The sequence below is a fragment of the Agrobacterium sp. OT33 genome, from assembly GCF_017313365.1.
GTDB classification, from domain to species: Bacteria; Pseudomonadota; Alphaproteobacteria; order Rhizobiales; family Rhizobiaceae; genus Agrobacterium; species Agrobacterium rhizogenes_A.
The window spans coordinates 1-17,109 of the sequence record NZ_JAFLMZ010000011.1; the positions used below are offsets into that span (position 1 = coordinate 1).

The window sequence follows — 17,109 nt, forward strand, 5'->3', positions numbered from 1 at the left end:
TCACCTCAAACAAGTCAACAGCACAAATCACAAAAAATAAGAAAATTAGGCAAGTTATTGGTTTTTAAATGTAATTTCGTTTTCATAAGCGCAATGACATAAAAAGGACCCACCGCGCCTCCGGTTTTGCACAGGAGAACGCGGCCCCCGGCAGCAAGGTGGGGTTCACGCCTTCTTTTGGCCCGGTTCCTCGCTAATTGCTTTGCCAACGAAACGTTAATACGGGCATGCCCATGCGTGTCCCTAATATAGCGTGTTGCGACATATCTCCGGCTGCGTCGATGGATTTGACTCGGGGCTTTGAAAGTTGCACACCTTCGCCTGAAGTTTCTGGAGAGCGCATGACCGACGGGGCACAGCTGGTATGACTGCGGATCGCAACGTGATCCGGTCGCTAGGCACGGAGCCGCCAATTCTGGCGGAAGGGCGCCGTGCACCCGATCGTCGCGAGATTTCGCTGCGATGGCTTTCCGGCACGTTCCTGACCGGCATTACCTCTTCCATATTGATGGGCGTGGCTCTTTTCGCGGCCCTTGACGGCCGCCAGCAGCTGGCCATTCCCGCCGAAGCCTTCGCAAAGGCGGATATGGGCAACAACGCCACCGAAGCTGCCCGCCGCGGAACGCGCCTCGTTGCCCCCAATATCGCGGCACGACCGTCCGACCGCTCGATCATGGAAGTCTCCACCGTCATCAATGAGGGCGACAAGGAAGTGGTCCGCAAGGTCCCCTTCTCCCACGTCAAGATTCCGCTGGCGGCGAATTACGCCAAGCAGGACGATTATCCCGCTTTCGACCCCTTGAATATTTTCGCGAGCAATGACGACAAGGACGCGGCGGCACCGGCGCCAAGCCGCACCGGAACGATCTACGGCTCCGAAGTTGAGTCCGAAGTCAGCCTGAAAACCGTCGCCTTTCCCGTCCAGCACTCCAAATATGCCTTCGCCGGCTCCTTGAGCTTCGACGAGGTCGAGGAAGCGGTTCGCTCCAACGGCTCGATCCTGACGGACGGCAATGAGCAGCTTGCCGCGCTTTATTACATCGATCCCCGCCGCTTCGACAATGACGAAGGCGACGTCGACATCACCGCCGGCCTTGCCGCCCGTGTCGTCGAACAGAACATGTCGGTATCGACCCCGCAATCGGCCACGGTTCCGGTCAAGGAATATGCCGACGACGTGATCCCTGCGCGCCAGACCGAGACCATCGAGGCCGCCCTGTTCGGCGCGGGTTATTCGAAGGCGCAGTCTTCCGAAATCGCCGGGCTGCTCTCACCGCAAATCCAGTCCAACAATGTCGAAAGCGGCGATGTGCTGCGCGTCGGCATTCTCCAGGAAGACGAAAAAAGCGATATCGTGCGCGTGAGCCTTTACCGCAAGGGCCGCCACATGGTGACCATGGCCGTCGATGACCGCAAGCGTTTCATCAAGGCCAGCGAACCACCGAAGCTCGACGCGGTCGCGACCGCCTTCGACAGCGCGCCCGCACCTGCGGCCGGCCGCGATCTGCCGAGCGTCTATGACGGTGTCTACCGCGCCGCTCTCGCCTATGGCATGAACCAGAGCATGGTCTCCCAGCTTATCAAGCTTCTGGCCAGCAGCGTCGATTTTCAGGCGCAGCTGAAGCCGGCGGATACGCTGGAGGCTTTCTTCTCCGTGGAAGATGCGGACGGCAAGGCCACCGACAAGTCTGAGCTGCTTTACGTCAACGCCAAATTCGGTGACAACGAGACGCGGTTTTACCGGTTCCAGAATCCGGAAGACAACAGCATCGACTATTTCGACGAAAACGGCAAAAGCATCCGGCAGTTCCTGTTGCGCAATCCCGTTCCGAACGGCCGCATGACATCCGGTTTCGGCATGCGCCGCCACCCGGTCCTGAAATTCAGCCGCATGCATACCGGCACCGACTGGGCTGCCGCCCGCGGCACGCCGATCATCGCGACCGGCAACGGCACAGTCGAGAAAGCGGGTTGGGCCTCGGGCTACGGCAACCAGACCCTGATCCGCCATGCCAACGGTTATGTCTCTTCCTATAATCACCAGAACGCGATCGCCAAGGGCGTCACGGAAGGCGCAAAGGTAAGACAGGGTCAGGTGATCGGTTATGTGGGATCAACCGGCCTTTCGACCGGCGCGCATCTGCATTACGAGCTGATCGTCAACGGCACCAAGGTTGACGCCATGAAAGTGCGCCTGCCTGGCGGCAAGTCGCTTTCCGGCGACGCGCTGGCGCGTTTTTCCGATGAAAGAAAGCGGATCGACAATCTGCTGAATATTGACGAAAAGCCCAATCAGATGGCGAGCCGCTGATCCGCAACAGATTGCGGCCGTTCCTGCAATCCCGCCATATGAAAAAGGGCTCCGTTTCCGGAGCCCTTTTGTTTTATGCGGCATCGGCTGTTTCGGCCTCGGCCTCGCCCTTCGGCGGCTTGACCTTGAACAGCAGCCGGTCGGTACCCGACGTCACCTTGACCCGCGAACCATCAGGAACTTCGCCGCCGAGGATCATTTCGGCAAGCCGGTCCTGAACCGCCTTCTGGATCACCCGCTTCAGCGGACGTGCGCCGTAAGCGGGATCGTAACCCTTGTTGGCAAGCCAGCTGCGGGCATCCTCATCCAGTTCGAGCGAAATCTTGCGATCGCCGAGCAGCGAAACAAGCCGCTTCAGCTGGATTTCCACGATGGCACCCATTTCGTCGCGCCGCAGGCGATGGAAGAGGATGATATCGTCGATACGGTTGAGGAATTCCGGACGAAAATGCGACCGCACCCGCTCCATCACCAGTTCGCGAACCGACTCCACATCGTCATTGTCGCCCATCTGCGTCATGAATTCCGAACCGAGGTTCGAGGTCATGATGATGATGGTGTTCTTGAAGTCGACAGTGCGGCCCTGGCCATCCGTCAGACGACCATCATCCAGCACCTGCAGCAGGACGTTGAAGACGTCAGGATGCGCCTTCTCGATCTCGTCGAACAGCACGACCTGATAAGGCCGGCGACGAACCGCTTCCGTCAGGGCACCGCCCTCCTCATAACCGACATAGCCGGGAGGTGCGCCGATCAGCCGGGCAACGGAGTGTTTCTCCATATATTCCGACATGTCGAGGCGAACCATCGCGGTTTCGTCGTCAAACAGGAAGCGGGCCAGTGACTTGGTCAACTCGGTCTTGCCCACGCCCGTCGGGCCAAGGAAAATGAACGAGCCGATCGGGCGGTTGGGATCCTGCAGGCCGGCACGCGAACGGCGCACCGCCTTGGAAACCGCCTGAACGGCCTCACCCTGTCCGACAACGGACTTGGCAAGCTCGTCTTCCATGCGCAGCAGCTTTTCGCGCTGACCCTCCAGCATCTTGTCGACCGGAATGCCGGTCCAGCGGGAAACGACATGGGCGATATTATCCGCCGTCACCACTTCCTGAACCATCGAGCCGGCACCGCTGCTGTCACGCGCTTCCGCCGCAGCGAGTTCCTTTTCGATGCCCGGAATGATGCCGTAGGTCAACTCGCCGGCGCGCTGGAACTGGCCGTTGCGCTGGGCGATCGCCAGTTCGTTGCGGGCCTCGTCCAGCCGCTTCTTGAGATCGGCGGCGTGGCCGAGCTTCTGCTTTTCCGCCTGCCAGCGGGCCGTCAGCGCATCTGCCTTTTCTTCCGTATCGGCCAGTTCGTCCTCGAGCTTCCTCAAGCGATCGACCGAGGACTGGTCCGTCTCCTGTTTCAGCGCCTCGCGCTCGATCTTGAGCTGAATGATGCGGCGATCCAGTTCGTCCAGTTCTTCCGGCTTGGAATCCACCTGCATGCGAAGACGCGAAGCGGCCTCGTCCATCAGGTCGATTGCCTTGTCGGGCAGGAACCGGTCGGTAATGTAACGGTTGGAAAGCGTCGCAGCCGCAACCAGGGCCGAATCCGAGATACGGACCTTGTGGTGCTGTTCGTATTTTTCCTTCAACCCGCGCAGGATCGAAATCGTGTCCTCCACGGTCGGCTCATCCACCAGAACGGGCTGGAAACGGCGGGCAAGAGCCGGGTCCTTTTCCACATGCTTGCGATATTCATCGAGCGTGGTGGCGCCGACGCAATGCAGTTCACCCCGGGCAAGGGCGGGCTTCAGGAGGTTGGAGGCATCCATCGCGCCATCAGCCTTGCCGGCGCCGACCAGCGTGTGCATCTCGTCGATGAACAGGATGATGCCGCCATTTTCAGCCTGCACTTCATTAAGTACGGCCTTCAGGCGCTCTTCGAATTCACCGCGATATTTCGCACCGGCGATCAGCGCGCCCATATCGAGCGCCATCAGCTTCTTGTCCTTCAGGCTTTCCGGCACGTCGCCATTGACGATGCGCAGCGCAAGGCCCTCGGCAATCGCCGTTTTACCGACGCCCGGTTCACCGATCAGCACGGGATTGTTCTTGGTGCGGCGCGAAAGGACCTGAATCGTGCGACGGATTTCGTCGTCACGGCCGATCACCGGGTCGAGTTTACCCTCACGGGCTTCTTCCGTCAGATCGCGCGCGAACTTCTTCAGTGCGTCAAAACCCTGTTCGGCATTGGCGCTATCGGCCGTGCGGCCCTTGCGGATGTCGTTGATGACCTGGTTGAGCGCCTGCGCTGTTGCGCCTGCCTTCTTCAACGAAGCCGAGGTGGACGCCGAACTTTCAATCGCAAGCGCCTGCAGCAGACGCTCGACGGTGACGAAACTGTCGCCGGCCTTCTTGGCAAGATCTTCCGCAGTCGAAAACACCTTGGCGAGCGGAGCCGTGAGCGACAGGCCGCCATTACCGCCGGAAACCTTGGGCAATTTCGCCAGCGCAGCATCATTGGCAAGGCGCGCTTCTTTCGCATCGCCGCCTGCGCGCTCGATCAGGGATGCAGCCATGCCCTGCTCGTCATCAAGCAGGACTTTCAGAACGTGCTCCGGCGAAAACTGCTGATGGTTTTCCGCAAGCGCAAAGGTCTGCGCCGATTGCAGAAAACCGCGAACACGTTCGGAGTATTTCTCAATATTCATAGTCGAACCTCCATTGACCGGCCCGCCCGCTTTCGGCACGGCACCGGGTGTTAGGGTTGAGGCTCCCTCAAAGGCAAGCCCCGCTACGACAGTCGCGCTTAAAGGATTTCACGATCGCCGCCTCTCGATGGACCGTTACCGCTCAATGCGGCTTCCGTCCTTCCTGCACGGATATGGGAGGCATTTTCACTGGTTTAAAGGGGAGGAACACCACCGTTCCAGAAATTTTAGCCGGATTTGACGGACGCCAGCGTCGCATCGTGCATTCGCCTCCTTCGGCCACCGGCAAGCTACGCGCAAATACACCCGAAAAACAAAAAACTCCGGCAAGCCGGAGTTTTTCGATCATCTGTCGATTTGAAATCCCTGCTTATTCAGCAGCATTTTCAAGAGTGGCGGGTGCTTCCTCGCCGGCCGGCGCGTCTTCACCCTCGGCACCTTCCGCGGCTGCGGCGCGGCGCGGACGCCGCGGACGCGGGGTGGCGGCACGGCGGGTCTTCGGAGCACGTTCGGTTGCGGGCGCTTCCGCCTGCTGCTGCTCTTCTTCCACCGCCACTTCCATCGGCGTACCTTCGATCACCGGCTGCGGCGCCTGGCTGGCGTCATAGACCGGCGGTTGCTGTTCGGCGGAAACCTGCGGCTGGCGCGGCTGGCGTTCCTGCCGCTCGCGGCGATCCGGGCGCTCCCGGCGGTCCTGACGAGGCTCGCTCCGCTCGGCGCGCTCCTGGCGCTCCGGCTGCTGGCTGCGCTCCGCCTGTTCGGCAGGCTGCTGCGATGCAACGACGCCGTCGTCGCCATCATTCACATCCATGTCGTCAGAATCCGCAGCATTGTATTCACCACGATCGTCACGCTGGAAACGTTCCTGCATCTGGGCCTGAGCCGTGGCAATGATGCGATTGTAATGCTCTGCGTGCTGCAGATAGTTCTCCGCGATCACGCGGTCACCAGAACTCTGCGCATCCCGGGCAAGGGCGGCGTATTTTTCCGCTATGTGCTGGGCTGTACCGCGAATCTTAACATCGGGGCCGGAACTGTCATAAGTCCTGGTGAGCGGATTGCCGCCCTTGCGGTTGAAGTTGTTGTTACCGCCACCATTGTTATTGTTGTTGTTTCCACGCCCCCGGCCGCGCTTGTTTTGCTGTCCTGGCCTCATCAATTGCTCACCTGAATTCTGTTTTGCTGACAATCTGGTTGTTTTCATGCAATTCCGGACGGAAAACCGCTGGAAATTTTTCCTGAAATTGCTCCGTCACGCGTCCTGCCGAAGATAACCCCGGACAAGACCTCGCGAATGACGACCGGTCGCGCAAATGCTGCACCGAGCCGCCTGCGAACAAAGTTTACTGATTCACATGCCGGAAACGCCCAGCCTTTCAGGGCTCTCAAAAGAACCCGCTTCGGGACTGACCCATACCCTGACGAATCTGCGTTCGTCCTCAGCCACCCGGCATGTGGCCGCAAACTATCCCGCTTCCCGCGGAAATCCAAGCCTTTTCTTTTGCTGTGCAAAATATCCCTGCAAAAAATCCGCAGCCATATCGTGAAGAACTATCTCCGGAAGATCAAAACTCTGTCGTTGCCGCCATAATCCTTCACGGCGTCCAGAAGAGAGAAACCGTGGGAAGCAAATATGGCGGAAACATCAAGCCTTTGATCGAAACCGATCTCCACACCGACGATCCCGTTTTCCACAAGAAAACGACCTGCATCGGCAGCAATAAGGCGGTACGGTGCAAGGCCGTCCTGACCTCCGTCCAGCGCCGCCATCGGATCATGATGACGAACCTCTCGGTCGAGCGTTGTAACGATATCGCTTCTTATATAAGGCGGATTCGACACAATTATGTCAAAGCGGCCAGAGATTTTTTCGAACCAGTCGCTCTGCCTGATCTCGAAACGCGCTTCGAGCCCGTTTCTGGAAGCGTTTTTCGCAGCCGTTTCCAGCGCGTCAGCGGAAATATCGCTGCCGATACCGGTCGCTCCGGGGGATTCCTTCAAAAGCGCGAGGCAGATCGCCCCCGTGCCCGTGCCCAGATCCAGCACGCGGGCGCTGCCCTTTTGGGAGACCGCCTCTTTTAATGCCGGCAACACCGTGTCAACGAGAACCTCCGTATCCGGACGGGGCTCAAGCGTCTCTTTCGACAGCAGAAGATCGAGACCATGAAACTCCCGGTGGCCGAGGATGCGATGAACCGGCTCCCCCCCGGCCCGCCTTTCGACCATGGCAGCGATGCGGGCCTGCTCTTCGCACGTAACCGGATGGTCGGGCTTCATCACGAAATCGGTCAATGAAAAACCGATGATCTCCGCGATCAACAGACGCGCATCGAGAAACGGATCGGACACGCCCGCCGCCTGCAGCCGTTTGCGGGCGGCGGCAAGTTCGGCCGAAACGGTTCCTTCAGCGCCGCTCAAGGCTGCTGTTCGCCAAGAAGTGCGAGCTGGCCGGCCTGGTAATCGGCGATCAGCGCATCCACAAGCTCATCGATTTCGCCTTCGATCATCCGGTCGAGCTTGTAGAGGGTGAGGTTGATGCGGTGATCGGTGACGCGCCCCTGCGGGAAATTATAGGTGCGGATGCGCTCGGACCGATCACCCGAACCGACCTGGCTCTTGCGGTCGGCCGAACGTTCGCTGTCCACCTTCTGGCGCTCGATGTCGTAAAGGCGCGAACGCAGAACCTGCATGGCCTTGGCGCGGTTCTGGTGCTGGGATTTCTCCGAACTGGTGACGATCAATCCCGTTGGAAGATGGGTGATACGAACCGCGGAGTCGGTGGTGTTGACGTGCTGGCCGCCAGCGCCGGAAGCGCGCATGGTATCGATGCGGATGTCTTCCGGGCGGATCTCGATGTCGATGTCTTCCGCTTCCGGCAGCACCGCAACCGTGGCGGCGGAAGTATGGATGCGGCCGCTCGCCTCCGTTTCCGGCACACGCTGAACGCGGTGCACGCCGGATTCGAATTTCAGCTTGGAGAACACCCCTCGCCCGCTGATCGTGGCGATGATTTCCTTGTAACCGCCCGCTTCACCTTCGCTGGCGGAAAGAACTTCCACCTTCCAGCCCTTGGTCGATGCGAAGCGCTCATACATGCGGAACAGATCGCCGGCGAAAAGTGCCGCCTCGGAGCCGCCGGTGCCGGCGCGGATTTCAAGGATCGCGCTTTTTTCATCGGCCGCATCCTTGGGAAGCAGCAGGACCTGCATGTCCTTCTCAAGCTCGCCGATGCGGATCTCGATCTCCGGCAGTTCCATTTCCGCCAGATCGCGCATGTCCCTGTCGGTTTCCCTGTCGGCAAGCAGCGCCTCAAGATCGGCAGCCTCGGCAATTGCCTTCTCATAATCGCGGATCTTGTTCACCACCGGCTGGAGTTCGGAATATTCCGAGGCCAGCTTCACATAGACATCCGCTGCCGGGCCGGCCGACATCCGCGCTTCGATCTCTCCGAAACGCCTTTCCAACTCGCGCATTTTTTCGACGGGAAGCTTCGCCACCAGTCACTCCGATAATGAAATAAGTCTTTTAAATGGGAATGGAATGCGTTGCGGCAAAGCGTAACAACACCTCGCGCCCGCTTTCCAGCGAATTATGATCGTCGAGCACGGCATTCAACTCATCGGCCAGACGCGCGGCGTCGAGACCGAGCAGCATGGCCTTGACCGGGCCGATTGCCGTTGGCGACATGGAAATCGACCGGAAACCGAGACCGATCAGCGCCATGGCGGTCAGTGGCTTGCCCGCCATCTCGCCGCACAGCGTGACCGAGGTGTGATGCCTTTCGCCGGCCCGGACGATATCGCGCAGAATGCGCAGGAACGGCTTGCCGAGATTGTCGAAACGATCCGAAACCCTTGCATTGCCGCGATCGACCGCCATGGAGAACTGGAACAGGTCGTTCGAACCGACGGAAACGAAATCCACCTCCTGCATCAGCTCGTCGAGCTGCCACATCAGCGAAGGCACTTCCAGCATCGCGCCGAACTGCAGCTTTTTCGGCAGCGCATGGCTGAACTTCGAAAGATGCTGCACTTCCTTCTGCAGAAGATCGCGAGCGGCGCGGATTTCGGACACTTCCGTCACCATCGGCAACATCATCCGCAGTTCCGCTCCGGAGGCAGCCCGCAGCAACGCCCGCATCTGCGTGCGCATGAGGCCCGGCCGGTCGAGCGACAGGCGGATCGCCCGCCAGCCCAGCGCCGGGTTTTCCTCTTCCTGGCCGCGCATATAAGAAACGACCTTGTCGCCGCCGATATCCAGCGTGCGGAAGGTGACGCTCTTGCCCTTCGCCTGCCGCAGAACGGAGCGATAGAACGCCTCCTGCTCCTCGCCCTTCGGCATGTTGGAGGCGATCATGAATTGCAGCTCGGTGCGGAACAGGCCAATGCCGTCGGCGCCGGATTCGTCAAGCTGCGGCAGGTCTACCAGAAGGCCCGCATTCATCTTCAGATTGACCTTCTGGCCATCCTTGGTGATCGGCTCGACATTGCGCAGCGCGCGGAACTGCTCCTGCCGCCGGGCGCGAAGCCGCACTTTTTCCTCATAGGCGCGCTGCAGGTCCGACATGGGGCGCAGATGCACCTGACCGTCATCGCCATCGATGATGATGGGATCGTTGTTTTCGGCGAGTGCGACAATACCGGTCGCCTGGCCGATGATCGGAATGCCCATGGCACGCGCCACGATGACGACATGGCTCGTCACCGCGCCATCTTCCAGCACCAGACCGCGCAATTTTTCACGCGGATAATCGAGCAACTCGGCAGCGCCCATGGCGCGCGCAAGCACGATGGCGTCGAGCGGGAAATCCTGCTCCGGTCCACGTCCGCCGAAACCGATCAGCTGCCGCAGCAGCCGGTTGGCGAGATCGTCGAAATCATGCATGCGCTCGCGCAGATAAGGATCGGTCAGGCGCATCATGCGCGCCTTGGTGTCGCTCTGCACCTTCTCGACCGCCGCTTCCGCCGTCAGGCCGTTGCGGATCGCCTCTTCCATGCGCCGCACCCAGCCCTGATCATGGGCGAACATGCGGTAGGTCTCGAGAACCTCGCGGTGCTCGCCTTCGGTCGGCACGTCGCGGCGCTGCAACATGTCGTCGATGGAGAGCCGCAGCGAACCGATGGCATCGGCAAGACGCCGGATTTCCGTATCCGCATCTTCATTGAGCAGATTGGTGACGACGATGCGGGGATCGTGCAGCACGACGTGACCAAGACCGATACCCTCACCATAGGCGTCGCCATCGATGGAGACGGCGCGCGTCAGGTCCAGCTCCACGCCGGGGCGGGTGATCTTCTTCAACTCGCCGCTCGCCACTATTTCAGCGATAAGCATCGCGGTTGTCTCGAGCGCTTCAACTTCATCCTCCCGGTACGTTCGGCTGGCCTTGTTCTGGACCACAAGAACGCCAAGAGTGCGACCGGAGCGCAAAATCGGCACGCCGAGGAAGGAATGATAAATTTCCTCACCGGTTTCAGGAAGATAGCGGAAAGCGGGATGCGCCTGCGCATCGGAAAGATTGAGCGGCTGGGCGGAAGCGGCGATGGTGCCGACAAGACCTTGCCCCATTTTCAGCTGGGCAAGATGCACGGCATCCTTGTTGAGACCTTCGGTGGCGTAAAGCTCCAGCACGCTGTCGGAACGCAGCACGTAGACCGAGCAAACCTCCGCCACCATGTTGCTGGCAATCTGACGGACGATCTGGTCCAGACGATCCTGCGGTTCAAGGTGCTCCGCCATCATTTCGCGCAGCCGCTTGAGCAGGACGCGCGGACCTGCGGAAAGGTCTCTCATCGCGTTTGCTCCCCGACACTTCCGATCCGAATGTCATAATATTCGAGAATCGAAACGTCATTTAAAAATTTATAGCGCCAGAAGCGCGTCCCGCAAGGGACACGCTTTCATGAAACGCCACATCGGAAGAACGCAACTCCGAAGAATCGGAGTATCGGGAACCGATGTCTCGGCTTAGCTCTTATCGAGACCGTAGGCGGAATGCAAAGTGCGAACCGCAAGTTCGGCATAGGCGCCGTCGATCAGGATCGAAATCTTGATCTCCGACGTGGTGATGGCCTTGATGTTGATGTTCTTCTCGGCAAGTGCCTTGAAGGCGCTTGCGGCAACGCCGGCGTGGCTGCGCATGCCGATACCGATGACCGAAACCTTGGCGAGACCCGTCTCGTTCTGCGCGACATCGAAACCGATCTGGGCCTTGTTGTCTTCCAGAACCTTGAGCGCCTTGGCAACGTCGCCCGAAGGAACGGTGAAGGTCATGTCGGTGCGCGAGCCGTCTTCGGAGATGTTCTGCACGATCATGTCGACATTGATATGCGCTTCCGCGAGCGGACCGAAAATCGCGGCGGAAACGCCCGGACGGTCTGCCACGCGGCGCAGCGAGATCTGTGCTTCATCCTTGGCATAGGCGATGCCGGTTACGACTTCCTGTTCCACGATTTCATCCTCGTCACAAATCAAAGTACCGGGCGGGTTGATGAGGTCGCCCATGCCCGGCGCATCGGGATCCTCGAAACTGGAGCGAACGAAGGTGCGCACCTTGTGTACCATGGCAAGCTCGACTGAGCGAACCTGCAGAACCTTCGCGCCGAGAGAGGCCATTTCGAGCATTTCCTCGAAGGCGATCTTCTTCATGCGGCGAGCCTTGGGCTCGATGCGCGGATCGGTGGTGTAGACGCCGTCGACATCGGTATAGATGTCGCAACGGTCCGCCTTGACGGCCGCGGCGATGGCGACAGCCGAGGTGTCCGAGCCGCCCCGACCGAGCGTCGCGATGCGATTATCCGGGCCGATGCCCTGGAAACCGGCAACGACGGCGACCTGTCCCTCACCCATGCGCTTGACGATATCAGACCCGTCAATCTCGAGAATACGGGCGGCGCCATGCGCATTGTCGGTACGGATCGGGATCTGCCAGCCTTGCCAGGAGCGTGCATTGATGCCCATGGATTGCAGGGTGATCGCCAGCAGACCGGAGGTGACCTGCTCGCCGGATGCGACAACCGCGTCATATTCGCGCGCATCATAAAAAGAGGCGGCGTTGGTGCCGGCCACTTTCGCAGCATTCTGCACCCAGTCCACCAGCTCGTTGGTTTTGCCGGACATGGCGGAAACGACCACGGCCACTTCATGGCCGGCATCCACTTCGCGTTTCACATGCCGTGCGACATTGTGAATGCGTTCGAGGTTCGCGACGGACGTGCCGCCGAATTTCATGACAATGCGAGCCATAGCCTTGACCAGTACCATCCCATTTTCCCGCCGGCTCGTTCAAAGAGCGGACGGACAAGAACAAACCCAGTCGGCCCTTCCTGACAAAGAGCCTCAAGTTGCGGGTCTCTTAGCGAAAAGGAGGGGGGCACGCAATGCCGTTTATGAACCATGCGGTACGCCTTTTTCGCAGCGGCGGGCGTGAACAATGGCGCGATGAAAACGGCGGGCGGATAAAGCACCCGTAAAAGAGCGTACCGCAGTGCACTGTACAAACCGGCCCATTCGCAGTATGAGCGCGGCAATGCAACCGGCCAGATGGCCGAAATGGCCTGTATCGGCTGCCCCGGAGACTTTAGGACCTATTGGTTTCGGGCGGATGCGGGCAGCTTCATATCCGAAAGACGGTAGATGACAGACACCCAGGGTATCGCCCCGGCGATCGCGCAGGCGTTGGAAAAACGCGGCTATAAAGACTTGACCCCCGTGCAGAAGGCCATGCTTGCGCCGGAACTGGCCGAAAAGGACGCGCTGGTTTCCGCGCAGACCGGTTCCGGCAAGACGGTCGCCTTCGGCATTGCACTGGCGCCGACCCTTCTGCCGGAGAATGGCCGCTTCGGTCAGGCTTCCGCACCGCTGGCGCTTGCCATCGCGCCGACCCGCGAACTGGCCATGCAGGTGAAGCGCGAGCTGGAATGGCTTTACGAATTCGCCGGCGTCTCCATCGCATCCTGCGTCGGCGGCATGGATATCCGCACCGAGCGCCGGGCGCTGGAGCGTGGCGCCCATATCGTCGTCGGCACCCCCGGGCGTCTGTGCGACCACATCAAGCGCGGCGCGCTTGATCTCTCCTCGATCCGCGCCGTGGTGTTGGACGAGGCGGACGAGATGCTCGATCTCGGTTTCCGCGAGGATCTGGAATTCATTCTGGAGGAATCCCCGGAAACCCGCCGCACCCTGATGTTCTCGGCCACCGTGCCGCGCAGCATCGCCAAGCTGGCCGAAAGCTACCAGAAGAACGCAGTACGCATCGCCACCGCTTCCGAACAGAAGCAGCACGTGGATATCGAATATCGCGCCATGCTGGTAACGCCGGCCGACCGCGAGAACGCCATCATCAATGCGCTGCGCTTTTACGAAGCCCGCAACGCCATCGTCTTCTGCTCCACCCGTGCGGCAGTGAACCATCTGACGGCGCGGCTCAACAATCGCGGCTTTGCCGTCGTTGCTCTCTCCGGCGAACTCACCCAGAACGAGCGCACCCACGCGCTACAGGCCATGCGCGACGGCCGCGCCCGCGTCTGCGTGGCGACCGACGTTGCCGCCCGCGGCATCGACCTGCCGGGTCTCGAACTCGTCATCCATGCCGACCTGCCGACCAATTCCGAAACGCTTCTGCACCGCTCCGGCCGTACCGGCCGCGCCGGTCAGAAGGGCGTCAGCGCCATCGTCGTGCCGGTCAACCAGCGCCGCAAGGCAGAACGCCTGCTGGACGGCGCCAAGGTCAGCCCGGCATGGGTACGTCCGCCTTCCGCCGAAGAGATCGTCGAGCGTGATGGCGCCCGTCTTCTGGCCGATCCGTCGCTCACCGAGGCCGTGGCCGAGGACGAACGCGATTTCGTCACCAGGCTGCTCGAGCAGCACGGCGCGGAAAAAGTCGCCGCCGCTTTCGTGCGCCTTTACCACGCCGGACGTTCCGCGCCCGAAGACATCGCCGAAGTCTCGCTGGACAACAGCCGCAAGCCGCGCCGCGACAGTTTCGAGACGGTCGAAAACAACGCGCCGCGCCGCGAACGCTCCGATTTCGCTGACAGCGCCTGGTTTTCGCTGTCCGTCGGCCGCAAGCAGAGCGCCGAGCCCCGCTGGCTAATCCCCATGCTCTGCCGTTTCGGCAAGATCACCCGCCAGGATATTGGCGCGATCCGCATGCAGCAGACAGAGACCTTCGTGGAACTGGCGGCCGATGCCGTCGATCGCTTCACCTCCGCCATCGGCAAGGACATGACGCTTGAGAAGGGCATTCGCCTGAAGGCGCTCGAAGGCAAGCCGGAAATGACCGGCGGCTTCCGCGAAGACACGCGCCCGGCAAAGGCGCAGCGCAAATTCGGCAAATCGGACCATGCCGGCGGCGAACGTGACGACCGCAAGGGTGGTGACGACAAGCCCTGGAAAAAGAAGAAGCCCTTCGGCGACAAGCCGAAATACGAGGGCAAGAAGGACAAGCCCTTCGAAAAGCGTGGACCGAAGCCGACGAAGGGCTGAGGACGCCCCGGCTTTCAGGTTTATCGAGATAAAGGTCCCGTTTGCACGGGACCTTTTTTATTGCGCCATCGCAACACGACCGCTGCCGGCACTCCTGCGATCAGTCTTTGGTTGTCACTTCGACAAGAGCCGTGACCGGCTTGCCGTCGACCAGAACGGGCCGGTGGTGGTCATCTGCCAGCAGAATACCGATGACGTGCCGGCCGGTCGGGCTTGGGCAATGTCCGAACCTTGCCTTGATGAGATCACCGCCGAAGTCGCTGTTCATGCTGTTATAGGCCCGGCCGGGAATGTTGCATGTATCGCCCGAAGGGTCGATTTTCATATGCACATGGCCGCATTGGCCGTCTCCTCCACACTGCCCGGCGGGAAGCAGCTTGAAGCTGCTTTTCACGACGACGCCGATGGCCCGTTCGGGATCATGGCCCAATTCGATGACATCGCCCGCTTGCGGCCACACGATTTCCAGCTTCGGGCTGTCCTGCGCATGGGCGGCGGCGATCGGGAAAAATGCAAATGCGAGAGTGATTTTTAAAACCGGGTGCACCATTGAAATCTCCATATCTCAATGTAATCGATGCTTACATCAAGCTTCATTTCGACGCAATAAAATAATCAGTGATTACATATCGATTTGGTGCTACCCCAAGGCTTATGGAAAAAGCTCAGGACAAGAAGACGGCGCGCGACAGGCCCTACCACCACGGCAACCTTGTCGATGAGCTTGTTGCGGCAACGATCGCAATCATTGAGGAACGGGGCGCTGAAAATGTTTCCGTCCGTGAGGCCGCCAAGCGTGCCGGCGTCTCGCCAGGAGCGCCGTTCAGGCATTTCCGTTCAAAAGCGGCCTTGATGACCGCTGTTGCGGAGCAGGCCATGAACCGGCTGACGGAATCCGTCGAAACCGCGAGAGCGCAGGCCGGCGATGAGGACCCGCTTGTCGCCTTCGAAGCCATTGGCCACGGTTATCTGCGCTGGGCGCTGGCCAACCCGACGCATTTTGAGGTCATAAGTTCGCGAACGCTGATCGACTTCAATTCGTCCGATATTTTACGTGAGCAGAACGACGCCATAAGGCGCCTGATGATCAGCCTGTTGATGCAGGCGCGTGAAAACGGCCAGCTCCCCCACGGCCTCGATCTGGATCAACTCGTGCTGGGCGCCCGCGCGCTGGTCTATGGCCTTGCCCGCATGGCAATCGATGGACATTTTCCAGAATGGCATGTTGCCGAGCCCCCTTCGGAGGCAATGCACAAAACGCTGCATCTGTTCATAGGGCAGCTCACCAGAAGCTGAGGCCGCCATTAAAAAGCCCCGCTTTCGCGGGGCTCCATTGTCTCGACAGATCAGAGCACCATCACTCAGAATGTGAGCGCGCGGTCGCCGTTCTCATCCTTGATGCGGTTCGGCAGGCCGATCCTGTTCAGGAGGTTGAGGAACGGCTTCGGCGGCAACTCTTCCACATTGGCCATCTGCTTCACGTCCCATTCGCCAGTCGCGATGAGCATGGCAGCGGCGACCGGCGGAACGCCGGCGGTGTAGGAAATGCCCTGCGAGCCGACTTCTTCGTAGGCTTCCTTGTGGTCGGCCACGTTGTAGATGAAGACTTCGCGCTCCTTGCCGTCCTTGATGCCCTTGACGATATCGCCGATGCAGGTCTTGCCGACGTAATCGGGCGCCAGCGAAGACGGATCGGGCAGCACGGCCTTGACGACCTTCAGCGGCACGACTTCGAGACCTTCAGCCGTCTTGACCGGCTTTTCGGACAGCAGGCCGAGGTTCTTCAGCACGGTGAAGACGTTGATATAGTGATCGCCGAACCCCATCCAGAAGCGCACATCCGCGCCGTCCATGTTCTTGGACAGCGAATGCACTTCGTCATGGCCGGTCATATAGGCCTTCTGCCTGCCGACGACCGGCAGGTCGAATTCCTGGCCGACTTCGAACATCTGGTTCGTCTGCCACTCACCCTTTTGCCAGGAATAGACGACGCCGGTGAATTCGCGAAAGTTGATTTCCGGATCGAAATTGGTCGAGAACCAGCGGCCGTGGCTGCCGGCATTGATATCGACGATATCGACCGAAGTGACCTTGTCGAAATACTCGTCCTTGGCGAGACGCGCATAGGCGTTCACCACGCCCGGATCGAAGCCAACGCCGAGAATGGCGGTCACGCCTTTTTCCTTGCACTCTTGCGCGCGCTTCCACTCGTAGTTTCCATACCACGGCGGCGTCTCGCAGATCTTGGTCGGATCCTCGTGGATCGCCGTATCCATATAGGCAACACCCGTGTCCATGCAGGCACGAAGAACGGACATGTTGACGAAAGCCGAACCGACGTTGATGACGATTTCCACGCCGGTTTTCCTGATCAAGGCCTTCGTCGCCTCGATATCCATAGCGTCAAGCGCATGGGCCTCAAGTTTCACATCTGTCTTGAGGCTCTTCTTTTCGCGTACGGACTCGACAATCTTGCGGCACTTTTCCAAAGTCCGTGACGCAATATGAATGTCTCCCAATACATCGCTGTTCTGGGCGCATTTATGCGCCACGACCTGTGCTACGCCACCGGCGCCGATGATCAGAACGTTCTTCTTCATTTCAGGTGATGCCT

The 17,109-nt window shown here is 60.0% G+C and carries 12 protein-coding genes; 3 read left to right on the forward strand and 9 right to left on the reverse strand.

Translation table 11 applies throughout. The features are described from left to right. Nucleotides 1–364: 364 nt before the first annotated feature. Nucleotides 365–2,311 carry a M23 family metallopeptidase gene (locus tag JZX88_RS22940; protein WP_065116401.1) on the forward strand — a complete coding sequence of 649 codons (1,947 nt, stop codon included), beginning with the start codon at nucleotides 365–367 and terminating at the stop codon, nucleotides 2,309–2,311. Between the two features lie 73 nt (nucleotides 2,312–2,384). Here JZX88_RS22940 and clpB read toward each other — a convergent pair whose 3' ends face one another. The 7 genes from clpB to JZX88_RS22975 form a co-directional block, all read right to left on the reverse strand. After that, a complete protein-coding gene (clpB, locus tag JZX88_RS22945; RefSeq protein WP_206914862.1) occupies nucleotides 2,385–5,009 on the reverse strand; it encodes an ATP-dependent chaperone ClpB in 2,625 nt (874 codons plus the stop codon). Nucleotides 5,010–5,151: 142 nt separating this feature from the next. Then, a complete protein-coding gene (locus JZX88_RS26220; RefSeq protein WP_246753541.1) occupies nucleotides 5,152–5,358 on the reverse strand; it encodes a hypothetical protein in 207 nt (68 codons plus the stop codon). Nucleotides 5,359–5,379: 21 nt separating this feature from the next. Continuing rightward, nucleotides 5,380–6,165 (reverse strand): DUF4167 domain-containing protein, encoded by a 786-nt coding sequence (locus tag JZX88_RS22955; protein ID WP_110759163.1) that lies wholly within the window; start codon nucleotides 6,163–6,165, stop codon nucleotides 5,380–5,382. Between the two features lie 395 nt (nucleotides 6,166–6,560). After that, nucleotides 6,561–7,427: a peptide chain release factor N(5)-glutamine methyltransferase gene (gene prmC, locus JZX88_RS22960; protein WP_206914863.1), complete on the reverse strand. Its 867-nt coding sequence runs from the start codon at nucleotides 7,425–7,427 to the stop codon at nucleotides 6,561–6,563. Beyond that, on the reverse strand, nucleotides 7,424–8,506 hold the full coding sequence (gene prfA, locus JZX88_RS22965; protein ID WP_065116397.1) for a peptide chain release factor 1: 1,083 nt from the start codon (nucleotides 8,504–8,506) through the stop codon (nucleotides 7,424–7,426). Before prfA ends, prmC begins: the two co-directional genes overlap by 4 nt. 28 nt (nucleotides 8,507–8,534) lie before the next feature. After that, entirely contained in the window at nucleotides 8,535–10,802 is a 2,268-nt protein-coding gene (gene ptsP, locus JZX88_RS22970) for a phosphoenolpyruvate--protein phosphotransferase (RefSeq protein WP_065116396.1), read from the reverse strand. Nucleotides 10,803–10,976: 174 nt separating this feature from the next. Beyond that, nucleotides 10,977–12,254: an aspartate kinase gene (locus JZX88_RS22975; protein WP_065116412.1), complete on the reverse strand. Its 1,278-nt coding sequence runs from the start codon at nucleotides 12,252–12,254 to the stop codon at nucleotides 10,977–10,979. Nucleotides 12,255–12,644: 390 nt separating this feature from the next. Between JZX88_RS22975 and JZX88_RS22980 the strand changes: the two genes are divergently transcribed. Then, nucleotides 12,645–14,495, forward strand: coding sequence for a DEAD/DEAH box helicase (locus JZX88_RS22980; RefSeq protein ID WP_142858725.1), 1,851 nt, complete (start codon nucleotides 12,645–12,647; stop codon nucleotides 14,493–14,495). 100 nt (nucleotides 14,496–14,595) lie between these two features. Here JZX88_RS22980 and JZX88_RS22985 read toward each other — a convergent pair whose 3' ends face one another. After that, the gene (locus tag JZX88_RS22985; RefSeq protein ID WP_110759197.1) at nucleotides 14,596–15,045 is read right to left on the reverse strand and encodes a hypothetical protein; all 450 of its coding nucleotides are present in this window, start codon (nucleotides 15,043–15,045) and stop codon (nucleotides 14,596–14,598) included. A gap of 104 nt (nucleotides 15,046–15,149) precedes the next feature. On the opposite strand from JZX88_RS22985, the gene JZX88_RS22990 reads away from it, so the two are divergent. After that, the gene (locus JZX88_RS22990; RefSeq protein ID WP_206914864.1) at nucleotides 15,150–15,791 is read left to right on the forward strand and encodes a TetR/AcrR family transcriptional regulator; all 642 of its coding nucleotides are present in this window, start codon (nucleotides 15,150–15,152) and stop codon (nucleotides 15,789–15,791) included. Between the two features lie 65 nt (nucleotides 15,792–15,856). On the opposite strand, the gene JZX88_RS22995 is transcribed toward JZX88_RS22990, so the two are convergent. Further along, nucleotides 15,857–17,095 carry a saccharopine dehydrogenase family protein gene (locus JZX88_RS22995; protein WP_206914865.1) on the reverse strand — a complete coding sequence of 413 codons (1,239 nt, stop codon included), beginning with the start codon at nucleotides 17,093–17,095 and terminating at the stop codon, nucleotides 15,857–15,859. Nucleotides 17,096–17,109: the final 14 nt, after the last annotated feature.

Excerpts from the sequence above, each read along its gene's own strand:
- JZX88_RS22940 (WP_065116401.1), top strand. The coding sequence starts at position 365 with ATGACTGCGGATCGCAACGTGATCCGGTCGCTAGGCACGGAGCCGCCA.
- clpB (WP_206914862.1), bottom strand. The coding sequence starts at position 5,009 with ATGAATATTGAGAAATACTCCGAACGTGTTCGCGGTTTTCTGCAATCG.
- JZX88_RS26220 (WP_246753541.1), bottom strand. The coding sequence starts at position 5,358 with ATGATCGAAAAACTCCGGCTTGCCGGAGTTTTTTGTTTTTCGGGTGTA.
- JZX88_RS22955 (WP_110759163.1), bottom strand. The coding sequence starts at position 6,165 with ATGAGGCCAGGACAGCAAAACAAGCGCGGCCGGGGGCGTGGAAACAAC.
- ptsP (WP_065116396.1), bottom strand. The coding sequence starts at position 10,802 with ATGAGAGACCTTTCCGCAGGTCCGCGCGTCCTGCTCAAGCGGCTGCGC.
- JZX88_RS22975 (WP_065116412.1), bottom strand. The coding sequence starts at position 12,254 with ATGGCTCGCATTGTCATGAAATTCGGCGGCACGTCCGTCGCGAACCTC.
- JZX88_RS22980 (WP_142858725.1), top strand. The coding sequence starts at position 12,645 with ATGACAGACACCCAGGGTATCGCCCCGGCGATCGCGCAGGCGTTGGAA.
- JZX88_RS22985 (WP_110759197.1), bottom strand. The coding sequence starts at position 15,045 with ATGGTGCACCCGGTTTTAAAAATCACTCTCGCATTTGCATTTTTCCCG.
- JZX88_RS22990 (WP_206914864.1), top strand. The coding sequence starts at position 15,150 with ATGGAAAAAGCTCAGGACAAGAAGACGGCGCGCGACAGGCCCTACCAC.
- JZX88_RS22995 (WP_206914865.1), bottom strand. The coding sequence starts at position 17,095 with ATGAAGAAGAACGTTCTGATCATCGGCGCCGGTGGCGTAGCACAGGTC.